Source organism: Mucilaginibacter sp., assembly GCF_036383575.1.
In the GTDB taxonomy this organism is placed as follows: domain Bacteria; phylum Bacteroidota; class Bacteroidia; order Sphingobacteriales; family Sphingobacteriaceae; genus Mucilaginibacter.
Genome location: NZ_DASVOB010000899.1, coordinates 1 through 22882 on the forward strand (window position 1 = coordinate 1; position 22882 = coordinate 22882).

General features: G+C 44.0%; 15 protein-coding genes. 9 read left to right on the forward strand and 6 right to left on the reverse strand.

Annotated elements, in window-relative coordinates; genetic code table 11:
• From VF500_RS31575 to VF500_RS31585, 3 genes are all read left to right on the forward strand, one after another.
• A partial coding sequence (locus VF500_RS31575; RefSeq protein ID WP_330863469.1) for a hypothetical protein occupies positions 1-252 on the forward strand: 252 nt, incomplete at its 5' end.
• 86 nt (positions 253-338) lie between these two features.
• Positions 339-1157, forward strand: coding sequence for an ABC transporter ATP-binding protein (locus VF500_RS31580; RefSeq protein WP_330863484.1), 819 nt, complete (start codon positions 339-341; stop codon positions 1155-1157).
• Between the two features lie 22 nt (positions 1158-1179).
• The gene (locus VF500_RS31585; RefSeq protein ID WP_330863471.1) at positions 1180-4818 is read left to right on the forward strand and encodes a hypothetical protein; all 3639 of its coding nucleotides are present in this window, start codon (positions 1180-1182) and stop codon (positions 4816-4818) included.
• Positions 4819-5120: 302 nt separating this feature from the next.
• On the opposite strand, the gene VF500_RS31590 is transcribed toward VF500_RS31585, so the two are convergent.
• The 5 genes from VF500_RS31590 to VF500_RS31610 all read right to left on the reverse strand — a co-directional run bounded on the left by VF500_RS31590 (position 5121) and on the right by VF500_RS31610 (position 13571).
• A complete protein-coding gene (locus VF500_RS31590) occupies positions 5121-6749 on the reverse strand; it encodes an alpha-L-fucosidase (protein ID WP_330863472.1) in 1629 nt (542 codons plus the stop codon).
• A gap of 74 nt (positions 6750-6823) precedes the next feature.
• Positions 6824-8356, reverse strand: coding sequence for a SusD/RagB family nutrient-binding outer membrane lipoprotein (locus VF500_RS31595; protein ID WP_330863473.1), 1533 nt, complete (start codon positions 8354-8356; stop codon positions 6824-6826).
• A gap of 19 nt (positions 8357-8375) precedes the next feature.
• Entirely contained in the window at positions 8376-11825 is a 3450-nt protein-coding gene (locus VF500_RS31600; protein WP_330863474.1) for a SusC/RagA family TonB-linked outer membrane protein, read from the reverse strand.
• A gap of 11 nt (positions 11826-11836) precedes the next feature.
• Positions 11837-12871, reverse strand: a complete 1035-nt coding sequence (locus tag VF500_RS31605) for a FecR family protein (protein ID WP_330863475.1) — start codon at positions 12869-12871, stop codon at positions 11837-11839.
• A 79-nt stretch (positions 12872-12950) separates the two neighbouring features.
• The gene (locus tag VF500_RS31610; protein WP_330863476.1) at positions 12951-13571 is read right to left on the reverse strand and encodes a sigma-70 family RNA polymerase sigma factor; all 621 of its coding nucleotides are present in this window, start codon (positions 13569-13571) and stop codon (positions 12951-12953) included.
• A 256-nt stretch (positions 13572-13827) separates the two neighbouring features.
• Between VF500_RS31610 and VF500_RS31615 the strand changes: the two genes are divergently transcribed.
• Both VF500_RS31615 and VF500_RS31620 read left to right on the forward strand, forming a co-directional pair.
• Positions 13828-14856, forward strand: coding sequence for a LacI family DNA-binding transcriptional regulator (locus tag VF500_RS31615; protein WP_330863477.1), 1029 nt, complete (start codon positions 13828-13830; stop codon positions 14854-14856).
• 33 nt (positions 14857-14889) lie between these two features.
• A complete protein-coding gene (locus VF500_RS31620; protein ID WP_330863478.1) occupies positions 14890-16074 on the forward strand; it encodes a tetratricopeptide repeat protein in 1185 nt (394 codons plus the stop codon).
• Between the two features lie 18 nt (positions 16075-16092).
• On the opposite strand, the gene VF500_RS31625 is transcribed toward VF500_RS31620, so the two are convergent.
• Complete coding sequence (locus tag VF500_RS31625; protein WP_330863479.1) at positions 16093-16857, reverse strand: DeoR/GlpR family DNA-binding transcription regulator; 765 nt, start codon at positions 16855-16857, stop codon at positions 16093-16095.
• A gap of 151 nt (positions 16858-17008) precedes the next feature.
• Between VF500_RS31625 and VF500_RS31630 the strand changes: the two genes are divergently transcribed.
• The 4 genes from VF500_RS31630 to VF500_RS31645 all read left to right on the forward strand — a co-directional run.
• Positions 17009-18589, forward strand: a complete 1581-nt coding sequence (locus VF500_RS31630; protein ID WP_330863480.1) for a glycerol-3-phosphate dehydrogenase/oxidase — start codon at positions 17009-17011, stop codon at positions 18587-18589.
• A 57-nt stretch (positions 18590-18646) separates the two neighbouring features.
• Complete coding sequence (glpK, locus tag VF500_RS31635; RefSeq protein WP_330863481.1) at positions 18647-20161, forward strand: glycerol kinase GlpK; 1515 nt, start codon at positions 18647-18649, stop codon at positions 20159-20161.
• Between the two features lie 24 nt (positions 20162-20185).
• Positions 20186-20917, forward strand: a complete 732-nt coding sequence (locus VF500_RS31640; protein WP_330863482.1) for an MIP/aquaporin family protein — start codon at positions 20186-20188, stop codon at positions 20915-20917.
• 650 nt (positions 20918-21567) lie between these two features.
• Positions 21568-22882: hypothetical protein (locus tag VF500_RS31645; protein ID WP_330863483.1), on the forward strand; the 1315-nt coding region annotated here is incomplete at its 3' end.

Below are 22882 nucleotides of genomic sequence, written 5' to 3' on the forward strand. Positions count from 1 at the left end.
CATGCTTCCACTGTCCTGCTGAAAAACAACAAGTTTAATGTATTAAATGCCATCATAGGCAAAAGCACCAATAGCGCTTCAAATCTATCTATTGAAACAGGTAACCAATTCAGTAAAACCAACCTCGATATCCGGAACAAAAGCCGCTTGTGGATCAAGGACGATAGCCTCAGCAACATAACCTATAAACTTGCCGACAGCGCTAAACTCGTCCTGAACGGAAATACAAGGATGATCCGTAATAATAAATGACCAAAACTTAGCAAATCATGAAATTAGTAATCAACTCGCTATCAAAAACCTATGCCAATGGCGTACATGCTTGAAAAGATGTTTCGCTGACCCTGAATAACGGCATGTTTGGCCTGCTTGGGCCAAACGGGGCCGGTAAGTCCTCACTTATGCGTACCATTGCCACCCTGCAGGAGGCCGATAAGGGCAGCATTTTTTTAGATGAACTGGACGTATTGAAAAACAAAACCGAGGTACGCCAGCTACTCGGGTACCTGCCGCAGGAGTTTGGTGTTTATCCCAAAATATCGGCCGAGCGCATGCTTGACCATATCGCCCAGCTCAAAGGCGTTGGCAATAATGCCGAACGTAAAGACCTGGTGCTGCAATTATTGGAAAGCGTAAACCTTTATAAAGACCGGAAAAAACACCTCGGCACCTACTCGGGCGGAATGAAACAGCGTTTTGGAATAGCACAGGCACTCATTGGTAACCCCAAACTCATTATTGTTGACGAACCAACAGCAGGTCTTGACCCGGCCGAACGAAACAGGTTTTACAACCTGCTAAGTCGTTTGGGTGAAAACACCATCGTGATCCTGTCGACCCACATTGTTGAGGATGTTAGTACGCTTTGTGCCAATTTTGCCATCATTTGCCAGGGCGAGGTTTTATATGCCGGGGATCCGGAAAGCGCGGTAAATGAGTTGAACGGAAAGATCTACAGCAAAGTGATCACCCAATCAGAACTGGGCTTTTATAAAGATGACTACCAGGTAATTTCAACGCAGCTTAAAACCGGCAAACTTCATATTCGCATTATCAACGAAGCCGAACCCGGCAACGGTTTTATCAGCAGCACCCCAAACCTGGAAGATGTGTACTTCAGCAACATCGCTACACGAATAGATGTAGACACCATTTAAAACCACAATAAACCAATAGTTTATGTTTCTTAAAATATTTCTGTTCGAGATCCAGAATAGGGTCCGCAGGCCAGCCGTTTATCTGTATTTTTTAGCCGCGTTGCTATTTACGGTGTTTACTTTCTCCACCGGCTCATTGCCATTAGGCGAAAAGGAACACATCAACGCGCCTTACGTACTTGCCCTATGGTGCTCGGGAATCACCATGATGATCACACTCGTGAGTTCCTCCATCATGGGCACGGCTTTGTACCGCGATATTGAGTACAACACAAAAGATTATTACCTAACCTACCCTATCACAAAAGCGGGTTATTTCTGGGGCCGTTACCTTGGCTCATTTGTTTTCATGATCGCTATTGCATCGGCAATTATTATCGGCGCATTTATAGGCACCAAACTTGGCCCGGCTATAGGATGGACTGATGTCAAACAATACGGCCCCAATAACCTTATTTACTACCTGCACCCGTTTTTCACTATCGGGCTGCCCAATGTTTTGTTCACGTCTTCTTTATTTTTCGGGTTGGTAGCCATCACCCGCAATGTAAAAGTGATTTACTTTGGTGGCATCCTGTTGTTCCTGTTTTACTTCATTGCACTGTTTTTCCTTAACCACGTTAACAATCCAACTATAATAAACCTAAGCGATCCTTTTGGCCTTAATGGCATCAGGATGCAAACTAACAATTCAAGTATAGTTGAGCAAAATACCACCTTATTTCCCGTAACCGGTACGTTTATGCTCAATCGTATGGTATGGGGAGGTATCGGGATAGTTATTGTAATCTTCACTTATTTACGGTTTAACTTCGAACGATTTTTTAGTGGGCGACGTGACAAAGCAGCTATTGATGAAGTTGGTGTAAAAACAAAGAACCCCATCACTATCAAACCAGCAGTTAGCTTTAGCGGTAGATATAACAGGAACACCTTACGCAACCTGGTAAAAGTTGAGCTGCTCAATATTATCCGTGATAACTATTTCTGGATCATATTGCTTAGTGGAAGCTTGTTTCTCGGTTTTGTATTCTGGCTTGGCGAAGGCAGGAACGGCGTACCCGATTTTCCGCGTACAGTTACGCTGCTGGCTATCTTTAATGATGCTTTTCCCTTCTTTATTTTCTTCATCATTATGTTTTATACCGGCGAAACCCTGCACCGCGACAGGGCTACCCGCTATGCTTTTATCAATGACTCGCTCCCGCCGCCAAACTGGATCCTGAATGGGTCAAAGCTGATCACCTTATTGCTTATCGGTACGGGCTTATCTTTTATCCCCATCGTAACAGGGGTTATTGTTCAATTATTGAAGGGTTATCACGCCTTGAACATAACAGCATATTTAACCTATATAGGCTACATCCTGCTGCCTTCGTTATTGGAGATGGTTGTATTTTGCTATGTGGTACATGTTGTCCTGAATAACAAATTTGCCGCTCACGGCATCGGTGTCTTTTTCTGGGTGATCGTATTCTTTTTGCGCAAGTCGGGCATTTTTGATTATAACCTGCTGCTGTATTCATATACACCGTCCTCGGGTATCTCTGACATGACCGGCATAGGCCACATGGCAACCCCTATAAACTGGTTCAACCTGTATTGGCTGTTGTTTGCAGGGCTGCTCATCATTGTTTCGGCATTGTTTTATTACCGTGGAGTAACGTCGTCTTTTAAAGAAAGGCTGCGTTTGCTACCTCAGCGCTTTAACAGGAGTACGGCTTTGATCACCGCTATAGTGGCAATTGCTTTTTTAGCCGTTGGTGCGTGGAACTATTATAATGTAAACTTTTTAAACGCTTATCTCATAAAGTATGAAAATACTGCAAGAGCAGTACTGTATGAAAAAACGCTAAAAAAGTATGAGCACCTTCCCCTGCCCAAAGTAACCAACATAAAAATGCAGGTTGAACTTTATCCAGATAAGCAACAGGTTGCTACCCATGCCTGGGTAACCGTCACCAATAAAAACAAGGTTGCCATATCACAAATGCTGCTTGATGGTGATGACCTAACCGCCTATTCACTTAAAACCGATGGGGTATTAGTTCCGTTCACAACTCCTCTGCTTTATCCCCGCGGACTTTTCAACTGGTTCAGGCCGAAGGTTGACACCGCCGACTTCCGTTTATACCGGTTTGCAAAACCTTTACTACCCGGCGATTCGCTGGTGCTGGAGATCAACTCAGAAATAGTTCATAAAGGGTTCACCAATGGCAGGTACGCTGCCGCGCTGATTAATAACGGCACTTTTTTTAACGGAGGATTACCAGGTTTAGGCTATGATGAAGACGACGAACTGGGCAGTCCTTATGAACGTAAAAAAGCCGGCCTGCCCGAAAAAAAGGAAGAAGAAATTCAACAGGATAACCCGGAAGGCATCAATACGCTTAAAGCAGGAAGTGCCGCCGATCTCCTGAAACTTGATGTAACAGTTGGCACGCTCGCCGATCAAACCGCTATCGCCCCTGGTCGGCTCGTAAAAAACTGGCAACAGGATGGCCGTAATTATTTCCATTACGTGCAGGACAAACCGGGCATGTATATGCCAATGGGTATTATATCCGAAAAGTTGGCCGTAAAAAAGGCGACTGTTCAGTTAGACCACCAGGTAAATATCGAGGTTTATTATCATCCGGAACATAACATTAATATCGACAGGTATATCGCGGCTTATAAAGATGGCTTAGCCTATTACAGCAAAATTTACGGCAACTATCCATTTAATGATATCCGCCTGGTGGAAACTTCTGTTTATGGCCCGCAGGATGCATCAATGACAACCCTGAACACTTACGCCGAATACTTTGGCTGGAATGCCGATTTCAGGGATCCTAATAGTTTTGATTATTGCTATGGCAGTACCACAAGGCTGCTGTCCCAGCAATGGTGGCGTTTTCAGACAGCACCGAACAGCACGGTAGGAAGTTTGGTGATCCCAGAAGGTTTATCCAATTATGACCAACTGGTAATGTCAGAACATAAATACGGCATGGATAACATGCGTTACATTGTGTTGGACCAATTATGGTTTTACCTTTTCATCAGGCGTCACCTTAATGAAAACGAACACCCTCTGATAAAAGCCAATCAATGGTTTTTATGGGGAGGCAAGGCAAGCGTAGCCTTATATGGCCTGCGTGACCTGATTGGTGAAGACAGCCTGAACGTGGCCCTGCGCGAGTTTAAAAAGGCTTATGCTTTTAAAACTAATGCCCCTTTTCCGGGAGCCAACAATCTTTATCAATGCCTCCAAAAGCACGTACCCGATTCGCTGCAGTATTACCTTACCGATACCTGGCAAAAGATCACCATGTATGATAACCGGGTAATTGAAGCAAGCAGCAAGCCCACAGGTAATAAAAACGAATACAAAGTCACCTTTAAGCTTGATATTGATAAAGCGTGGAAGGATGCTAAAAACAACGACATCCCGGCCGTAAACATGAACGACTATATCGACATCGGGATATTTGGCAAGCAGGTTAAAGGTGCCGGTAACCGTATGGTGAGTAATACCTTATACCTCAAAAAATATAAGCTTAAACGCGGGCAACAGCTATTCAGCATCGTTGTTAAAGGCGAGCCTGCTTCTGTAGGTATCGATCCGTTTAGCAAACTGATTGACAGAAACCCTAACGATAACATCAAAGATCTTTAAACTGAAAGAGGCTGTCCTTACAGCCTCTTTTTTTTGACTTATTCAGCTACTTAAGCGATATATAGTTTGGGGTTGGATTGACTCTGCTAACAAAAAGGGGGTTAACAGGGTTAACACAATTCGGGGTTAACATTCTACTATATACTTAATAATCAATCAACTGAGTGTATTTCTCCAAGAAAACATGTTAACCCCCTTTTTGTATAAATATTATCCGCTAAATTTCAATTAAATAGGTAACACAACACCAGGGGTGGTCAATTTGATTGATGATACAACCTCTTCCATAATCTTAGGAAATACTATGGCTTAAATAATTTGTTCTCTCCTTCAATTTCAACATTAGCCTGTTCAACTACGGCTTTATATTCATAGTCGCCTTTTAAGGGGAGTGCTGCTTCAAAAGTACCATCGATATTGATAGTTACCCAGGCGCCGACTGTCCACTTGCCTGCATACAACGTTTCAACCTGCCCATGATAAGGGCGGTAATCAAACCGGGCCCTTTTTGCTGAAATACTTTTGTAGTTCAGGATCTTCCCTTTTAAAACTGCACCGGTTTTTACTTTTGAGCTTGCGCCGGTTTCAACTATAGCAGCTTCTTTAAAAACGGGGTTAACATTTTCCAGTTTGATCACTACCGGGTTAGGCCAGCGGTGATCGTCATAAATACGTTGTGCCTTTACTACCGATACTTCAAGTCCTTTATCGGTTTGTTTATACCTGCAGCTTACGTCGTCGGTTTTATATTCGATGATCCTGCTGTTTTGTCCTAACACACTCACTTTAGTATTGTCAGTGGTGATGGCCGAACGGATCAGAAAACTTTTGCGGGTACCCTCCTTCCAATCGGCGGCATTAGTTACTATAGCATAAAGTGTATGCCCGTTTTTTGCGGTGAACCAGGTATCGCCCTCTTTGCTTATTACCCAGCTTCGCACACTGTCGATACATTCACGGTTAACAAAATACCATGCCGACATTTCCCGCAACCGTTCTTCCTGTTCAATAGGTAATGCGCCGTCGGGCTTCGGGCCAACGTTCAGTAACAGCGAACCGCCTTTAGCCCTTGCCTCTATCAATAGCCCTATTAACTGGCTGCCCGATTTATAACGCTCATTAGTTGGCTGATAGCCCCAGGCCGTACCCATGGTAATACATGACAGCCATGGCTCGTTGATCATGGCACCCGGCATGATCTGCTCGGGGGTTTTGATAGCGCCGCGGGTTATCAGCAAATCGGGCTGTAATTTCCAGCAGGTTTGCTTTACTACTTCTTTGGGATCGCCATCGATAAACAGCACATCTATCTTACCATAATTAGTCATCAGCTCCTCGCATTGTTTACGAGTGTATTCATCATATTCGTGCCGGGTTTGGGCATCCATTTTAACATCGGTACGACTGATAGTTATGTGATGATCACGAAGAAAGTTAAAATCCTCGGGCGAAAAATAAAAGCCAACCTGCAGCCCGGCTTCGTGCGTGGCATCAACAAACTCCTTTAACAAGTCCTTTTTATAAGGGGTATGGGTTATGCTAAAATCGGTGGTTTTGGTATCCCACATACAAAAACCCGAATGATGCTTGGTTGTAAATACGATGTATTTCATCCCGGCCAGCTTAGCCAGCGTAGCTATTTGATGCGGATCAAATTTGGAGGGATCAAAGGTTTTAGGCAGCTCATTAAAGTACCTGTTCACATAATCATCGCTTGCCCCAACCAACGAGTGGCTGATCACCACGCCCAGCTGGCTATCCATACTGAAATGAATAAATAAACCTAAACCGGTGTTTTTAAGCCATAGTTCGCGTTCGGGCTTATTCAGGTTATAATTACTTGCATTATCATCCTTAACCAAATCATTTTGTGCAGATACGTTTTGGACACAACAAAACAGCAGCAGGGAAAAAAGATATTTCTTATACATCAAAACAAAAGTAAAAAAATCAGGGAGGGCCCCACGCCCTCCCCTAAACAACATCAACTAATCAAACTTTAACATTATTGTTTATCCCACCAAATCCGGGTTAAAAAATCATCCGAACCTTGCCGTGCAATGGCAGCAGCATATGAGGCAGCGTTGAGGTTTTGCTCACTAACAGGATACTGCATCCGCCTGAATATTTTACCGCCGGTAGCATTACCCACATAATTATTAGGTACAAGCGCCGGGTGACCGGTACGCCTGTAGCTTGCAAAAACTTCCTGCGCATCAGGAAATACACCAACCCAAAACTGGGTATAGATCTGCTCCATTTTTTGATCAAGCGTACCACCTGTATTAAAAGGGTGCGCGTTGATATAGGAGTTGATCTGAACAGTAGTAATTGTGCCTGCGCTGCCCGCAATAATGCTCCATTGGCGCATTGACGCGGCTATACCGTTCTGGTACAATGATTCGGCAGTAGCGGCGGTATACCATCCTCTTGCAGCAGCTTCAGATAACAGAAAGTAGCTTTCGGCAGCTGTAAAAACCAATCTTGGAGAGTTTAACAGCAATATAGTTTTAGGATTTGGTTCCGAATAGGTTACAAAATCGGCAGGCTTGGCATTCAGTCCTGCTGACATACCTTTCTGGATAGCCGAGGTAGTATCAGCCGCACCACCGTTCCATACTACAGATACCACAGCCAGGCGCGGATCTTTATTGGCTTTCAGGTAATTGATAAATACATCCTGGTACTTACCTCCCTCGGTATTGGTGCTACCGTTGCCTGCAATGTAATCGTTGTTGTAAAGATCAAGCGCTAAAGGGTTTTTGTTGATATCCTGGCCTGCGCCCACGTAAGCTACTTTAGCAACATCGGCATCATCCAAAATAACACCGCCGGCTATAGCTTTTGTTGCCCATGTTTGCGCCTGCGCTATATCAACTTTGGTCATACGCATGGCACACCTGAGCATGAGCGAGTAGGCAAACTTTTTCCATTTTACGGTATTACCGCCGTAAATTAAATCTGCCGAACCAAAGGTTGTTTTAGCTGCGTCAAGGCTTTGGGCAGCCTGGTCAAGCTCCTTCAATAAATCGGCATAGATATCTTTCTGCGCATCATAAGCAGGTTTATAAATTGCCTGGTTATAACCCTGTGCCGCCTGCGAATAGGGGATATCGCCATAAAGATCGGTAAGCCTGCTAAAGCAATACACTTTCCAGATCCGTGCTTCGGCCTGCAGGTTTACCTGCGATGCATCGGTGCCAACTGCTTTCAAAACCTCACCCAATTCGTTGATCTCATTTGGATAAGCATTAGTGAAAGCCGCTGCCGACTGCGGGCTCTGGCTCAATACATATTTTGATCCGAAACCAGCCACATCATTAAAGCTGGTTGTATACTGCATGGTACCCAATAACAGATCAAGCATACGGGCAGTACCATCGTACTGGGCTTTGGTAAAAATGTACTGAGGTACCGCTTTTGACGATGCATCAGGGTTCACGTTAAGCGTATCAAAGTTTTTGGTACACGATTGTGTGGCGATAATGCCGAGCATTACCAGGGAACAATAAATATATTTAGTTAAATGTCTTTTCATCGTATTCAATTTAAAAGTGTTAAAACTTAACGGCCAGGTTTACACCAAGTGAACGGGTACGCGGCAAGCCGATAGACTCAAAGCCCTGCGCATTACTATTGGTAAAGCTTTGCTCCGGATCAAAATTGTCTGTCTGTTTATAGATAGTCCAAAGGTTCCGGGCCACAAAGGATATACTGGCCGACTGGATCTTAACTTTGTTTAAAAGGTTTGTTGGGAGCGCATACGACAAGATAACCTGGCGAAGTTTAACAAAGCTGCCATCATGCAAAAACAGGTCGGAATACGTTTTATAATTATCATAGTATGACCTTAAGCCGCTTACAGGTACCGTGCGGGTGTAAGGAGCGCCTGTTTGATCAACACCGTTCAGCACCAATCCATTTTCACGGCCCGGCAGTGTTGATTTCATCAACCCCAAACGGGTAGCATACACTTCCATAACCGAAAACACCTTGTTACCAAATTTGCCATCAATCAGGAAGTTTAACGAAAACCTTTTATACCTAAATTCGTTGGTTAAACCCATGGTAAGCGGGGCAACACTTTTACCTAACTGCTGCAATGGGGTTTGTACCGGTAAACCAGTGGTGGCATTGAACACTACATTACCCTGAGCATCCTTTTGCATACGGGTACCAACCAGCATACCAAAGGGCTTACCTTCAATATTATCTAAAATACCCCAGTTACCTACCGAAGTAGCCAGCTGAATAGTGTTAAGGCCGGGGGCCAGTTTAACCACTTTGTTATCGTTATAAGCTACGTTATAGCTCGCGGTCCAGGTAAAGCTGCTTGTTTTTACAGGTGTACCATTCAACAATACTTCGATACCCCTGTTGCTTACCTCGCCGACATTCAGGATCACATTGTTATAGCCTGATGTTGAAGATATAGCTGTATTTACAATATCGTTGGTTGTTTTACGATCATACAGCGTAACATCCAAACCTAAACGGTTCTTAAGCATCTGCAATTCAAAACCGCCTTCAAATGTTGTTGAAGTATATGGCTTAAGATTGCTGTTGGTGATGTTATTACTGGTTACGTTTTGCAGTGGCTGCCCCGCGCTTGGTACATTACTGTAAGTAAGGTTAATAACGTAAGGATCCGGTGCGCCGCCGCCTACCTGCGCCCATGAGCCGCGCAGTTTGGCCAGGTTAAAAAATTCGGGAAGTTTAACCGCATCCGACAGGATAAAGCTGCCGCCTATGCTTGGGTAAAATATACTGTTACTTTTAGGACTAAGCGTTGAGAACCAGTCCTTCCTGCCGGTGAATGACAGGAACACCAGGCTCTTGTAATCAAAATCGGCCGAACCAAAAACCGAATTGGTTACTACCTTGGCGTTATATGGTGTGGTTGATGAAACCGCAAGGTTGGTAAAGCTGTAAAAATATGGAATAGTAAATTGTGAACCGCTAAACGTTAACTGGTTTGTTGTGTTTTTACGGCTGTTTACACCACCCAAAACATTTACGCTTAAATCACGGATGATCTTCGTTTTGTAACTAACGGTTGCCAGTTCGTTAGTTTCAGACACGTCCGATTTGATACCTGCGTACTGGCCGTTAGGGATATACAATGTACCCGTTGGCAGGATATTGGAATAGTTGTAATTGAAAAAGTCGCGGCTGATGGTGGCTTTGAAAGTAAGGTCTTTTATGGGCGAGTAAATAACCGATCCCTGGCCTATAAAACGGTTCTTCACGTCATCTTCCTTGTATTTGTTGATCACAAAATAACCGTTTGATGCGATGGATGCATCATTCCAGATCTGCTCGTTACCCAGCGCATCATAACCAGGTTTCAACCAGCGAACATCAACAGTATTGGCTACTTCAAGCGGGGTCCAGTTGGGGTTACCCAGGGCATCACCTGCACCGGTACGATTATGGCCGGTTTCAACATTATATTGTGCCAATGCTTCAATCGATAGCTTATCGCTCAATTTTCCGTTCAGGGCGAGGTTAAAAGTTTTACGATCATAAGTAGTACCCGGTAAGATACCTTTACTGTTCAGATCAGCAGCTGAAAACCTGTAGGTGAAAGCTTCATTGCCGCCTAAAAATGCAAGACTGTTGGTATATGTACTACCTGTTTGATAGAAGTTTTTGAGGTTGTTTTTCTGTGCAACATAAGGGTGGGTATTCCCGTCAACAGCCACATAATCCGTTGAGCCATCAATTTTTGCCCCCCATGAACGCCTTCCGCTTGCTTGTGCGGCCGCCAGCGTGGTTGGTTTTACCCCACCATCGCCCTGCCCGTATTCATACTGGTAATCGGGGAATACAGCCACATTATCATAAGTAGCTGTCGAGTTAAATTCAACCCCTACCCCTTTCTGGATCCTGCCTTTTTTGGTGGTTATCAAAATAACACCATTCGCCGCCCGCGAGCCATACAGCGCTGCGGCCGTACCACCTTTAAGTACACTTATCGATTCAATATCGTCGGGATTGATTGCTGCTATACCATCGCCACGGTCAACGTTATTGGTAATACCGTTAACTGTAGCAGCACCACCGGGCACGCTGTTATCTATCGGCATACCGTTTACCACGTACAATGGTTGGTTGTCACCTGCAAGGCCGCCATTCCCCCTGATCACCACGCGGCTTGAACCGCCCGGCCCGGTTGATAAACCAGCCGCGTTAACGCCGGCAACTTTACCGGTAAGCGCATTGGCTACGTTATTTTCGCGGGCCTGGGTAAACTCAGTACCCTTAACTTCGGTAACCGAATAGCCTAATGATTTTTTTTGCTTGCTGATGCCAAGGGCGGTAACCACAACCTCGTTAAGGGCTTTGTTGTTTTGTGCCAGTTTGATTTGCAAAGCTGATGCGGGGTCGCTTACAACAACTTCTTCCTGGTTATATCCAATATAGGCTATCACCAGGGTTAATGCCCTGCCCGAATACTTATCAGGTACTATCAATTTAAAGCTGCCTGTAATATCGGTAATTGCGCCTACCTTATTATCAATTTTTAAATAAACCGATGCGCCAACAACCGGCTGACCATCACCGGCATCCACAACCTTACCTGTTAATGTAACTGCTGCAACAGCTGCATTGGTTGAGGTTAGGTCCTTTACCGTAAAAATCGAGATCTGGTTATCATTTATCTTGCGGTACGTTAACTGAAATGCAGATAACAACTGCTTCAAATTATCATCAAGCGTTAACTGGCTTATGTTACTGGTCAAATTTGCAGGCACAAACTTGTTGTCGAGCAGGCCTTCCTGGTAAGCTATCTGAACATTGAATTGTTTTTTCAGGTTATCCAGCGCATCTTTTAGCAGCACTTTGTTTTCAACAACCTGCGGAGCCGTATAACCGTAGCTTTTTGCGTGGATCCTGTTGTTACTGGTTAATGCCATTTGAGCATAGCCGTATGCCGACCGGCCAAGCAATACCATCAGGAAACAGCAACATCTTAAAAAATTGGATGAGTCGAGTTTTCTCATAAGTTATTCGTTTAGGGGTTTAATTTTGTTATAGTGATATTTTTGTCTGTTCGGATAATTTTCACAGGGAGTGTGGTAGAGATGGTTTCTATCAGCTCGTCAACATTAGGCACGTTTATTTCCCCTTCTATTTTGAGTGTAGTTAAATCGGGACTCGAAAAATCAACGTGATATCCATAGTCATCGGCCATGATCTCGCTGATCTGCGCAAGTGTGGCATCATTAAATAAAAGCTGATGCTTTGTCCATTTGGTGATCTTTTCAGGAACGGGAAGGATCATCCGGGTAAGAGCTTTTTTATAAGCATGCTGTACATAATCACCCGGTTTCATAATGAGCGATTGTTTCCCGGATACGGCGTCAACATAATCAAGCCTGATCTTTCCCTGCACTAAACCTACATTGGTTTTGTTGTGCCTGCTTCTAACATTAAAAGTTGTGCCCAATACCTCAATATCCATATCAGGGCAATGCACTATAAACCTTTCAGAAGGTTTAATAATGCGTGGGTCTTTATTGATATGCTTTACGTTGAACAGTCCCTCTCCGCTTATCCAAACCTCTCTTGAATTTTTGTCCCAGTTATCGGAGTAAGTTAATTTCGAATTACCATTAAGCACTACGGTTGAGCCATCGGGCAGGGTGACGGTGCTCAGCTCGCCATAAGTAGTATCAATTTCATTTGGCCTGCCTTTTATCAGCCATAGGGCAATACCTATAGATGATACCAGCAATAACATCGCAGCAACGCGAAGGAACCTGTTTAACGTGAAGATTTTTGCCTTAACCTGGTCCTTTTGCAACGTTGATTCAATCCGAAGCCAAACTTTTGATTGATTATCCGCGTTGGTAAAAACATCCTGCTTACGGTATGCCGTAATAATTTTTGAAGCTTCGGCTATTATTTCTTTCTGTTGCGGGTATGCGGCTACAACCTGCTGCCAAAAAACAGTATCGTTATGTGAAGGGTTAATCACAAAACGGAGAAAGTCATCATCTTCTAAAAAATCGGGCAGGGTATAATTACTGTATTTGGCAATCTGCATGGGTTATAAGGTGTTATTTTAACCTTATAGACAGCACCCTACCCTAATTATCCCTACAAATCGAAAAAAAATTTATTTTTCAATGATTATTTATGCAGAAACAAGAATAAAGGGCTAAAACAATAGCCAATTTGGAAGTTTTGAGAACATCCTGAAGGTTATCAAACGCCTTATAGATCAATTTATAGGCCGAACTGATGTTTATTTCCATAATGTCAGCAATTTCATCATAGCCCAAACCCTCATAAAAGCGTAGATAGATGATTTCCTGCTGCCGTGCCGGTAAAGCTTTTACGTGAAACTTAATTTTTTTCTGTAGTTCCTGCTCTTCCTCATCGGCCATGATCTGCTGATCGAAGGATATTTCGAAAGGAAAGTTATGCTCCGCTTCATCTTCCAGGTCGACAAAGCGCGATTTTGACTGCAGCTTGCGGAAAATAATGCTGCGTAAAGATTTGAAAAGATAATTTTTTACCGAAACAGGATTGCCAAGTCCTGCCCTGTTTGTCCACAGCCTGATAAAAAGGTCGTGGATAGCATCCTCAATGACATTGACATCCCTTGTAAATTTATGCCCGTAGTTATTAAGGATCTTAAAATATTGGTTATATAATTGTGTGTAGGCATCCCAACTGCCTTCTTTAAAAGCAAGCCAAATAGCAGTATTATGATCGTCATGAACAATTTGTTCGTGAGACATAGCTTAACCAGGGGGATAAAACGTTTTACAATTGAAATCAGGTACAATGTAGTAATTATAACAATAATTTTACCTCAACTTTAAAAATCAATGTCACTTAAATTAAAGTAAGATTGCCCCAACTAATATGGGAAACCATTACAAATTAGTTACACAGTTTGAAAATTGAAAAACGCTGAAATATTCATTTTTTAAAATAACTTAGCCCATATCAATTTTTCCCTGAATATTTAAGAACCTGCTGCCGGATTAAATTATGTTTGAATCAGTTACCATTAAGGATATTGCCAAGGCTTTAGGTGTGTCGACATCAACGGTATCAAGAGCGCTGAACGGAAGTTATGAAATAGGTACCGAAACCAAGAAACTTGTCCTTGAGTATGCCGAAAAGATAAATTACCGGCCCAACCCTATAGCGTTAAGCCTTAAAGAGCAAAAGAGCCATTCGATAGGTGTAGTGGTATGCGAGGTAGCCAACGACTATTTCTCGCAGGCCATTAACGGGATCGAATCCATAGCTTATAACCGAGGATACCATGTTATCATTACCCAAACGCACGAATCATTTGACAGGGAAAGCGCCAATGTAAAACACTTGCTATCAAGACATGTGGACGGCTTGCTGGTATCATTAGCGGCTCAAACAACAGACACCTCCCAATATAAATACCTGCTGGATAAAGGTTTCCCTATCGTATTTTTTGACAGGGCAGCCCCCGATCTGAATACCCACAAGGTGATAGCCAATAGTTTCCAGGGGGCATTTAATGGCACCGAAGCATTGATCAACTCGGGCTTTACCAAAATAGCCCATCTTACTAATTCAAATAACCTACTCATCAGCCATGAGCGCTTTGATGGTTACAAGGCTGCGCTTGATCAATACGGCATTGAATTCAGGCCCGAGTACCTGAAACATTGCAACCACGGCGGTATGATCCAGGATGAAGTTGAGATTGTGCTGAAAGAATTGCTGGCATTGGATGATAAACCGGAGGCTATTTTTATTGGTAGCGACAGGCTTACCATCAGCAGTATGTCGCTATTAAAAAAATGGGGGCTAAAAGTTCCGGGAGATATCGCGATAGCAGGGTTCACCAACTCAGATGTGGTTGATCTGTTTGACCCGCCTTTAACAGTGGTACGCCAGCCGGCCTTCCAGATAGGACAAATGGCCACCGAAATGCTGATCAAAACCATCGAAAGCAAATGGCCTGTTGAAGAATTTACTACGGAAAAAGTGGATACGCAGTTGATAGTGAGGTCATCGTCAGCGAAAGCATAAATTTAACATAAGCTTCGGTTAACCCATCTGATAATGAAATATAAAAAACCTGAAGATGACTTTACAATAATAACTGCAAAATCCAGGCTATTAGCCCTGGAGATGAAACATGGCTTTATTGATTGCGTTCATTTGTTTTTGGCGATGTTAAAAGAGGAATGTTTAGCTAAAAAATATTTGCAGGGTATTGACATTGAGGTTTTAGATAAACAGATCAGGGACTTATATCCGGCCACCGGAACTCAAACAAGAAAAGATGACGTCGCTTTAACCGTGCGGGCGGAACGCACCGTAAAACACGCTTATATCATTGCCAAATTGAACGGGCGGCAAAAAATAAACAGCATCCATTTGCTCCTCGCAATCCTTTGTTTTAAGGATAATACCATAATAGCCCCTGTTGAAAGAGCCGGTATTTTAATTGAAGATATAACTGAAGACTATTTCAAGAAAAAAATCAAGAAGTTCCCATCCCCATTTTATGCCATTCGCACCAAAACATATAATAAAGCAGAGATCCTGCTACTTAAGATAACCGGGAAAAAGAAGAAAAAAATACCGGAGCTTTATGAAAATGCTGCCACTCTATATTTATATTATCAATTTGAAGATGTGATTAAGGTTTGCGAGGCTGGCTTAAGCTTATCCCCCGGCGACCTGGACTTTAAGGATTTGATAGCATATGGAAAATACCAAACAGGTGATTACCAATTGGCTTTAAGCCTGATAGCAGAGCTGATTGAAAGTAAGCCGGGACAGGATAACGACAATTATAAAGTTACGCAGGCCTATATTTATGATGTCATTGGCAACCACGATCAGTCTGCCGTTATTCTTGATAAATTACTTACCGAACATCCCGACGACCAAGAGCTTTTAAACCATAAAGGCTTCAACCTATCCCGACAGGGAAAATATACAGAATCAATCCCTTTCTTTGAAAAAGCCATCACTGCGGATCCTACAGATGCTTATGCATTGAGTAACTTCGGTTTTTCAAAATTTAAACTTGGAGAAGTAAATGAAGCTATGTCACTTATCGACAAATCCATAGCATTACATAAGGGTAATGCTTACGCTTATAAAAACAAGGGGGTCATTTTAAAGGAACAAGGCGACCGGGAAGAAGCCTTAAAACATTTTAACCTTGCATTAAAATTTGGCTACACAGAAAAATATGGAGACGAGGTATTACAATTAATAAAAGATCTCCATTAAAACCTAATTGTATCCTATCTACACAACCGTTACCTTCACTCCTTTTTCTTCCAGCATATTGAGCATTGCCGGACTAATACCACTATCTGTAATGATCTCATTGATCTGATCCAACGAGCAGATCTTCGCTAATCCCCGCTTGCCGAATTTAGTACTATCGGCCAGTACTATGGTAGTTTGAGCTGCATTGATCATTTTTTGGTTGAGGCGTGCTTCCGATAAATTAGTGGTAGTAAGCCCTATCTCCGGGTCTATGCCATCTACCCCTAAAAACAACACACCGCATAGCATATCATCCAGCATCAGTTCGGCGTAATTGCCGGTTACCGATGACGAGGTATTTCGCATTTGCCCGCCTAATTGAACAATATCAACCTGTGGATGCTGCAAAAGCTCAAGGGCTACGGGCAGGGCTGCGGTAACTACTGTAAGATGCCTGTTAGGTTGCATGGCACGGGCAAGGGCAAGCATAGTAGTACCCGAGGCAATAATAACCGAATCATTAGTATCTATCCTCACAGCAGCTTCGGCGGCTATTTTGTTCTTTTCAGGACCATTCAGCTTTTCCTTTTCGGCTACCGGCCTGTCGTTAGTATAAGGATTGGTTTTGATTGCACCGCCATGCGTTCTGAAAAGCAGGTTTTTATCTTCTAAAAGTTTCAGGTCCTTTCGGATGGTAACTTCCGAAACATTTAACTGATTGCTCAGGTCCTGCACATTCACAAAACCGTCTGTGTCAACTTTTTGCAGGATAAACTTATGCCTGTCGGTGTTTTTACTCATGATCGCTAAATTAAACAGAAAAATTTAAGTAATGTTTTTAGAGGTCCATTGTGCTGCTTATCACCCAAAAGTAATGAAATAAAATTATTTTTAATTTCATTTAGTTTTATTTTATTTCGATTTTATATATTTGAATAAATATCGAAATAAAATGAATCAATTTACAAGAGAAGCCAATCTCAACCACCTTAACGATACCGAAAAGATCTGGGACCTGATCATTATAGGCGGTGGAGCTACGGGACTTGGCGCAGCTGTCGATTCAGCTTCACGCGGCTTCTCTACATTATTACTGGAACAAGCCGATTTTGCCAAAGGCACCTCAAGCCGTGCAACCAAACTGGTACACGGCGGAGTACGGTATTTGGCACAGGGCGATATAGGTCTTGTACGTGAAGCTTTACGCGAGCGGGGATTATTATTAAAAAATGCGCCTCATCTTGTAAAAAACGAAAGTTTCATCATCCCCAACTACTCGTGGTGGGATGGAGTATTTTACACTATCGGCCTTAGTATTTACGATCTGCTGGCCGGCAAGCTGAGTTTTGGCCGGGCAAAACATATCTCCAAAAAAGAAACTACTAAACGACTACTGGGAATACAAGAAAAAGGGCTTCATGGCGGCGTTGTTTATCATGACGGACAGTTTGACGATTCGAGACTGGCAATCAACCTGGCGCAAACAGGCATTGAACAGGGCGCAACCCTGCTCAATTACTTTAAAGTAACCGGGCTGATTAAAAACACAGCCGGTAAAATTACAGGCGTAAAAGCTACCGATACAGAAACCGGCACCAATTACCAAATAAAAGCAAAAACGGTGATCAATGCCACTGGTGTTTTTGTTGACGATGTGCTTAAAATGGATACACCCGAAAAGAAGCCGATGGTTAGGCCAAGCCAAGGTGTACACCTTGTACTCGACCGTTCATTTTTACCGGCCGAAGACGCCCTGATGATCCCTAAAACCGAGGACGGGCGCGTACTTTTCGCCGTTCCATGGCATGAGAAATTATTGATCGGCACTACTGATACCCCTATCGACTCGCACAGCCTTGAGCCTGTAGCGCTGGATGAGGAAGTGGAATTTATATTACGGACCGCAGGCAAATACCTCACCAAAGCCCCTACCCGCGCAGATGTTTTAAGCGTATTTGCAGGCTTGAGACCCCTTGCTGCCCCGCAAGACGGATCATCAAAAACAAAAGAAATTTCAAGGAGCCATAAGCTGATCGTTTCAGCGTCAGGACTGATTACCATAACTGGCGGCAAGTGGACTACCTATCGCAAAATGGCTGAGGACATAGTTGATAAGGCTATTGAAACAGGCGGGCTAAATAACATACCGTGTAAAACTGCCTCCTTACCTATCCATGGTAGTCGCCCCAATCCCGACCGCACAAACCCTATGTTTGTTTATGGTGCCGATATTGAAAATGTTTTGGCTTTGTACAAGGAGAACCCCGACTGGAAAAACCTCGTTCACGCTGAAGGCAGCTACACCAAGGGCGAGGTGATCTGGTCGGTAAGAAACGAGATGGCGCGTACTGTTGAAGATATACTGGCGCGCCGTACCCGGGTGTTATTTTTAGATGCACGTTTGGCTACAGCAATGACCCCCGAAGTAGCACGCCTCATGGCCGGCGAACTGGGAAAAGATGCAGCATGGGAACAAGCACAGGTTAAAGCCTTTAACGAAACAGCAAAAAATTATATACTAACACCGCATTAAAATGAACAAATTTAATGTGATATTCAATAAATAAACCAAGGTAAACCAAACCAAATTATGCAGGAATATATTTTAGCGCTCGACCAGGGCACTACCAGTTCGCGGGCCATAATTTTTGATCATGCGGGCAAGATCATTACTTCGGCACAAAAAGAATTTAAACAGTACTTTCCTAAACCGGGCTGGGTTGAGCACGATCCTAATGAGATCTGGGCGGGCCAGATCTCGGTTGCAGTAGAGGCTATTGCAAAAGCAGGCTTAGGCGGCGGAAACATCAAGGCCATAGGTATAACCAACCAGCGCGAAACCACCATTGTTTGGAACCGCCAAACCGGCGAACCTATCCATAACGCCATAGTTTGGCAGGACAGGCGCACGGCTGCTTTCTGCGATGAGCTAAAGCAAAACGGACACAGCGATATGATCCGCAATAAAACAGGGCTTGTAATAGACGCCTACTTTTCGGGTTCAAAAATCAAATGGATCCTGGATAATGTTGAAGGCGCAAGGGCACAGGCCGAAGCAGGCGAGTTGGCCTTTGGAACGGTGGATAGCTGGCTCATCTGGCAGCTCACCCGAAGTGAAGTGCACGCCACCGACGTAACCAATGCAGGCCGCACCATGCTGTTCAACATTCGCACTCAGCAATGGGACGACGAATTGTTACAACTCTTCAATATCCCCAAAAGTATATTGCCAGAAGTAAAACAATCGAGCGAATTATACGGCCATACTGCCAATAACATATTTGCGCAAAGAATCCCGATTGCAGGAATAGCCGGCGATCAGCATGCGGCCTTGTTCGGGCAGATGTGCATTGATAAAGCCATGGTTAAAAACACCTATGGTACCGGCTGTTTTATGCTGATGAATATCGGGCATGAGTTTATCAAATCAAAAAACAACCTGCTTACCACCATTGCCTGGAAAATAAACGGAGAAATAACCTATGCCTTTGAAGGCAGTATTTTTATAGGCGGCGCAGTAGTACAATGGCTGCGCGATGGTCTGGGCATTATCAAGACATCAGCAGATGTTGAAAAACTGGCAACATCAGTAAAAGATACCGCTGGCGTTTACTTTGTACCGGCATTTGCAGGACTGGGTGCCCCGTACTGGGACCCGGAAGTTCGTGGGGCTATAGTTGGATTAACCCGCGGGGCTACAGCAGCCCACATTTCAAGGGCAGCACTTGCGTCAATTGCTTACCAAACTATGGATGTATTGAAAGCAATGGAAGCCGATGCCGGCATGGAGATAAAAGAATTACGTGTAGATGGCGGCGCAACGGCCAATAACCTGCTCATGCAGTTTCAATCAGACGTATTAAACTGCAAGGTTATAAGACCTAAAGTTACCGAAACAACGGCGCTCGGCGTAGCCTATATGGCCGGATTGGCCGTAGGTTATTGGAAACATATAGCTGAGATCCAACAATTATGGGCAGCCGAGGCTGAGTTTAAGCCGGGCGACGACCTTGATGAAGTAAAAACCGGCATAGCGGGCTGGCAACGCGCGGTAAGCACGGCCCAATGCTGGTCGAACTCCGGGCATCCTGTAACAGTTATTTAATATCCACCTTTTAAATATTTCAACATGTCTCCATTTGTAGCCGAATTGATAGGCACCATGCTCATGATATTATTAGGCGATGGCGTAGTAGCCAACGTTGTTTTAAAAGATACCAAAGGAAATAACGGCGGTTGGATAGTAATTACCACCGCCTGGGGCCTGGCGGTTTTTGTAGGAGTGGTTGTTGCCGGGCCATATAGCGGGGCACATCTTAATCCAGCCGTGACTATAGCGCTTGCCATTGCGGGCAAGTTTGCCTGGGCAAACGTTATGCCCTACATTATTGCTCAGTTTGCAGGCGCCTGCCTTGGTGCATTTTTAGTATGGATAATGTATTACGACCATTTTAAGCGCACAAATGACCCCGCCTCCATACTGGCCGTATTTTGCACAGGCCCTGCTGTGCGTAATTACGTATCAAACATTGCCAGTGAAGTGATCGGTGCTTTTGTACTGCTGTTTACTATCTTCTACATTGCAGGCGCGGAAATTACGCCCGCTAAAACCCCTATCGGTCTTGGTTCTATTGGTGCAATCCCGGTTGCGTTATTGGTTTGGGTGATAGGACTATCATTAGGCGGCACAACTGGCTATGCTATCAACCCTGCCCGTGATTTGGGCCCACGGTTTATGCATATGTTGTTACCGATAAAAGGTAAAGGCACCAGCGATTGGGCTTATGCCTGGATCCCCGTGGTAGCCCCCTTGGTTGGCGCTTCTATAGCCGCTGTATTATATCTTTCGATTAAGCAATAAACCTCATTTGAAACCGCTCAGACTTACGAAGTTTTGAAAACTTCGTAAGTCTTTAAACACCTTGTTTACGTCTCCCCGGCGCTTATAAATCCTCATCTGTTCATTCCGTTCTTTTTGTGCTTTTAATATGCAACCTGTTCAAGTTGTTCATTTAATTAAAACTTAAGCGAAGAGCTAATAGGAATAGAGTTTGTATTGAACAAAGAAACTCAAAACTGTAGACCTATTTCCCCATAACGAGACGCATGGTAGAAAATAAGCAACAACACCACCAAAAACCCCCTCCATCTGCTTAACAAAAATCAGGCCATTGAAATACATTTTTAGTGCAGCCTATTTTACAACCTGTGCTGCATATTTCGTTACGTCAATTTTCAAAAAAGTATAAAACAGCAACTTAGTGTACTTTTTACAATTTTTATTTTTACCACCTGCCGCATTTTCACTTTCTCACTTTTCACAACTTTACTCCCCCTCGTTTTGGGCATGGTTAAGCCGCCGGCGTGGCTTTGCTTTTGCAACCTCCCCCTAAAAAACACAACATTAACCCGAGTTTATATCAATACCGGCTGTCCCCCGGCCGCTTTGATTAAACTTTTAAGCAAGATACGCGAGCGCGTTGCAAGTCTTGCCGACATGCGTAAAAACACATGAAATTTATCACTTTACTGGCGATGGGATTCCTATTGCCACAGTTCACCCTGCGCCTAAAAGCGCAGGAGGGGGAGCCTGTATTAATTGAAGACTTTGGGTCGGGAACGTCCCAAATAGGTCCGAAAATTAACGATGGCGATTTTTCTACTACCTATAATTACATACCATCACAACCGGGTGAAGGCAGCTACACCATTGCCAATTCAACGGCGGGGATGTACCCGGAATCCTGGCTTCAAACAGGTAATCATACACCGGGGCAATCCAATGGCTACATGATGATCGTAGATGCCACCAACACCATTGATGAGTTTTATAAAAGAACCGTTAAAACACTATGCCCAGGCACCACCTACCGCTTCAGCGTTTATGTATTGAACCTAATGAAACAAGGTGGCATCAAACCTGATATCACCTTTTCGGTAACTACATCGCTCGAAACCAAAACAAACCATACCGGCCCTATCAATAACGGCTTAGGCTGGCTTGAATATAATATTATCTTCGACACCCCGCCAACCGGTGGCGACGTAACCATCAAAATGACCAACAATGCAAGCGGCGGTTACGGAAATGATGTAGCGCTGGATGATATTTCACTACACCCCTACGGCCCGGCCTTAACCGCATATTTTAATAATGATAAAACAATTTATACCGCAAAAGGCTGCGCTGAAGGTAACGAGGTATACAATTTAAACATAGCGTCCGCTGCTGCTCTTCCCTATGCCAACCCCGTTTACCGATGGCAGATAAATACCCCAAACGGATGGATTAATATTCCGGGTGCTACATCGGCCTCCTATCCGCTTCATCAGCCGGCAATTGCAGGCAGCTATCAATACAGAACGCTGGTAGCACAAGCGGGCAACATTGCCTCGGCACAATGCCGGTTAATTTCATCAGCTGTAACCCTCAATATCATCAATCCCGAACCGGTAACCGCAACAGCCAGTTCACCAGTTTGTCCCGGCGAAAACATCTATCTTACCGCATCTACAGGCGATAGCTATAGCTGGACGGGGCCCAATGGTTTTACATCAGCCCAACAAAATCCTGTGATCAGCAATGCCATTGCCACAATGGCCGGCCAATATCATGTTACAGTGTTTAAAAACGGATGTTCAAGCATCGCGCCTGAGGTTACGGTAAGCGTCAATGCTCCCATCGTTGCTAATGCCGGGGACAATCGCACGGTTTGTAAGGGTGACAAGATCCAACTTCATGCAACAGGGGGCACATCATACAAATGGTACCCGGCAACCGGCCTGTCGAACCCAAACATTGCCGATCCGCTGGCTTCCCCCGACG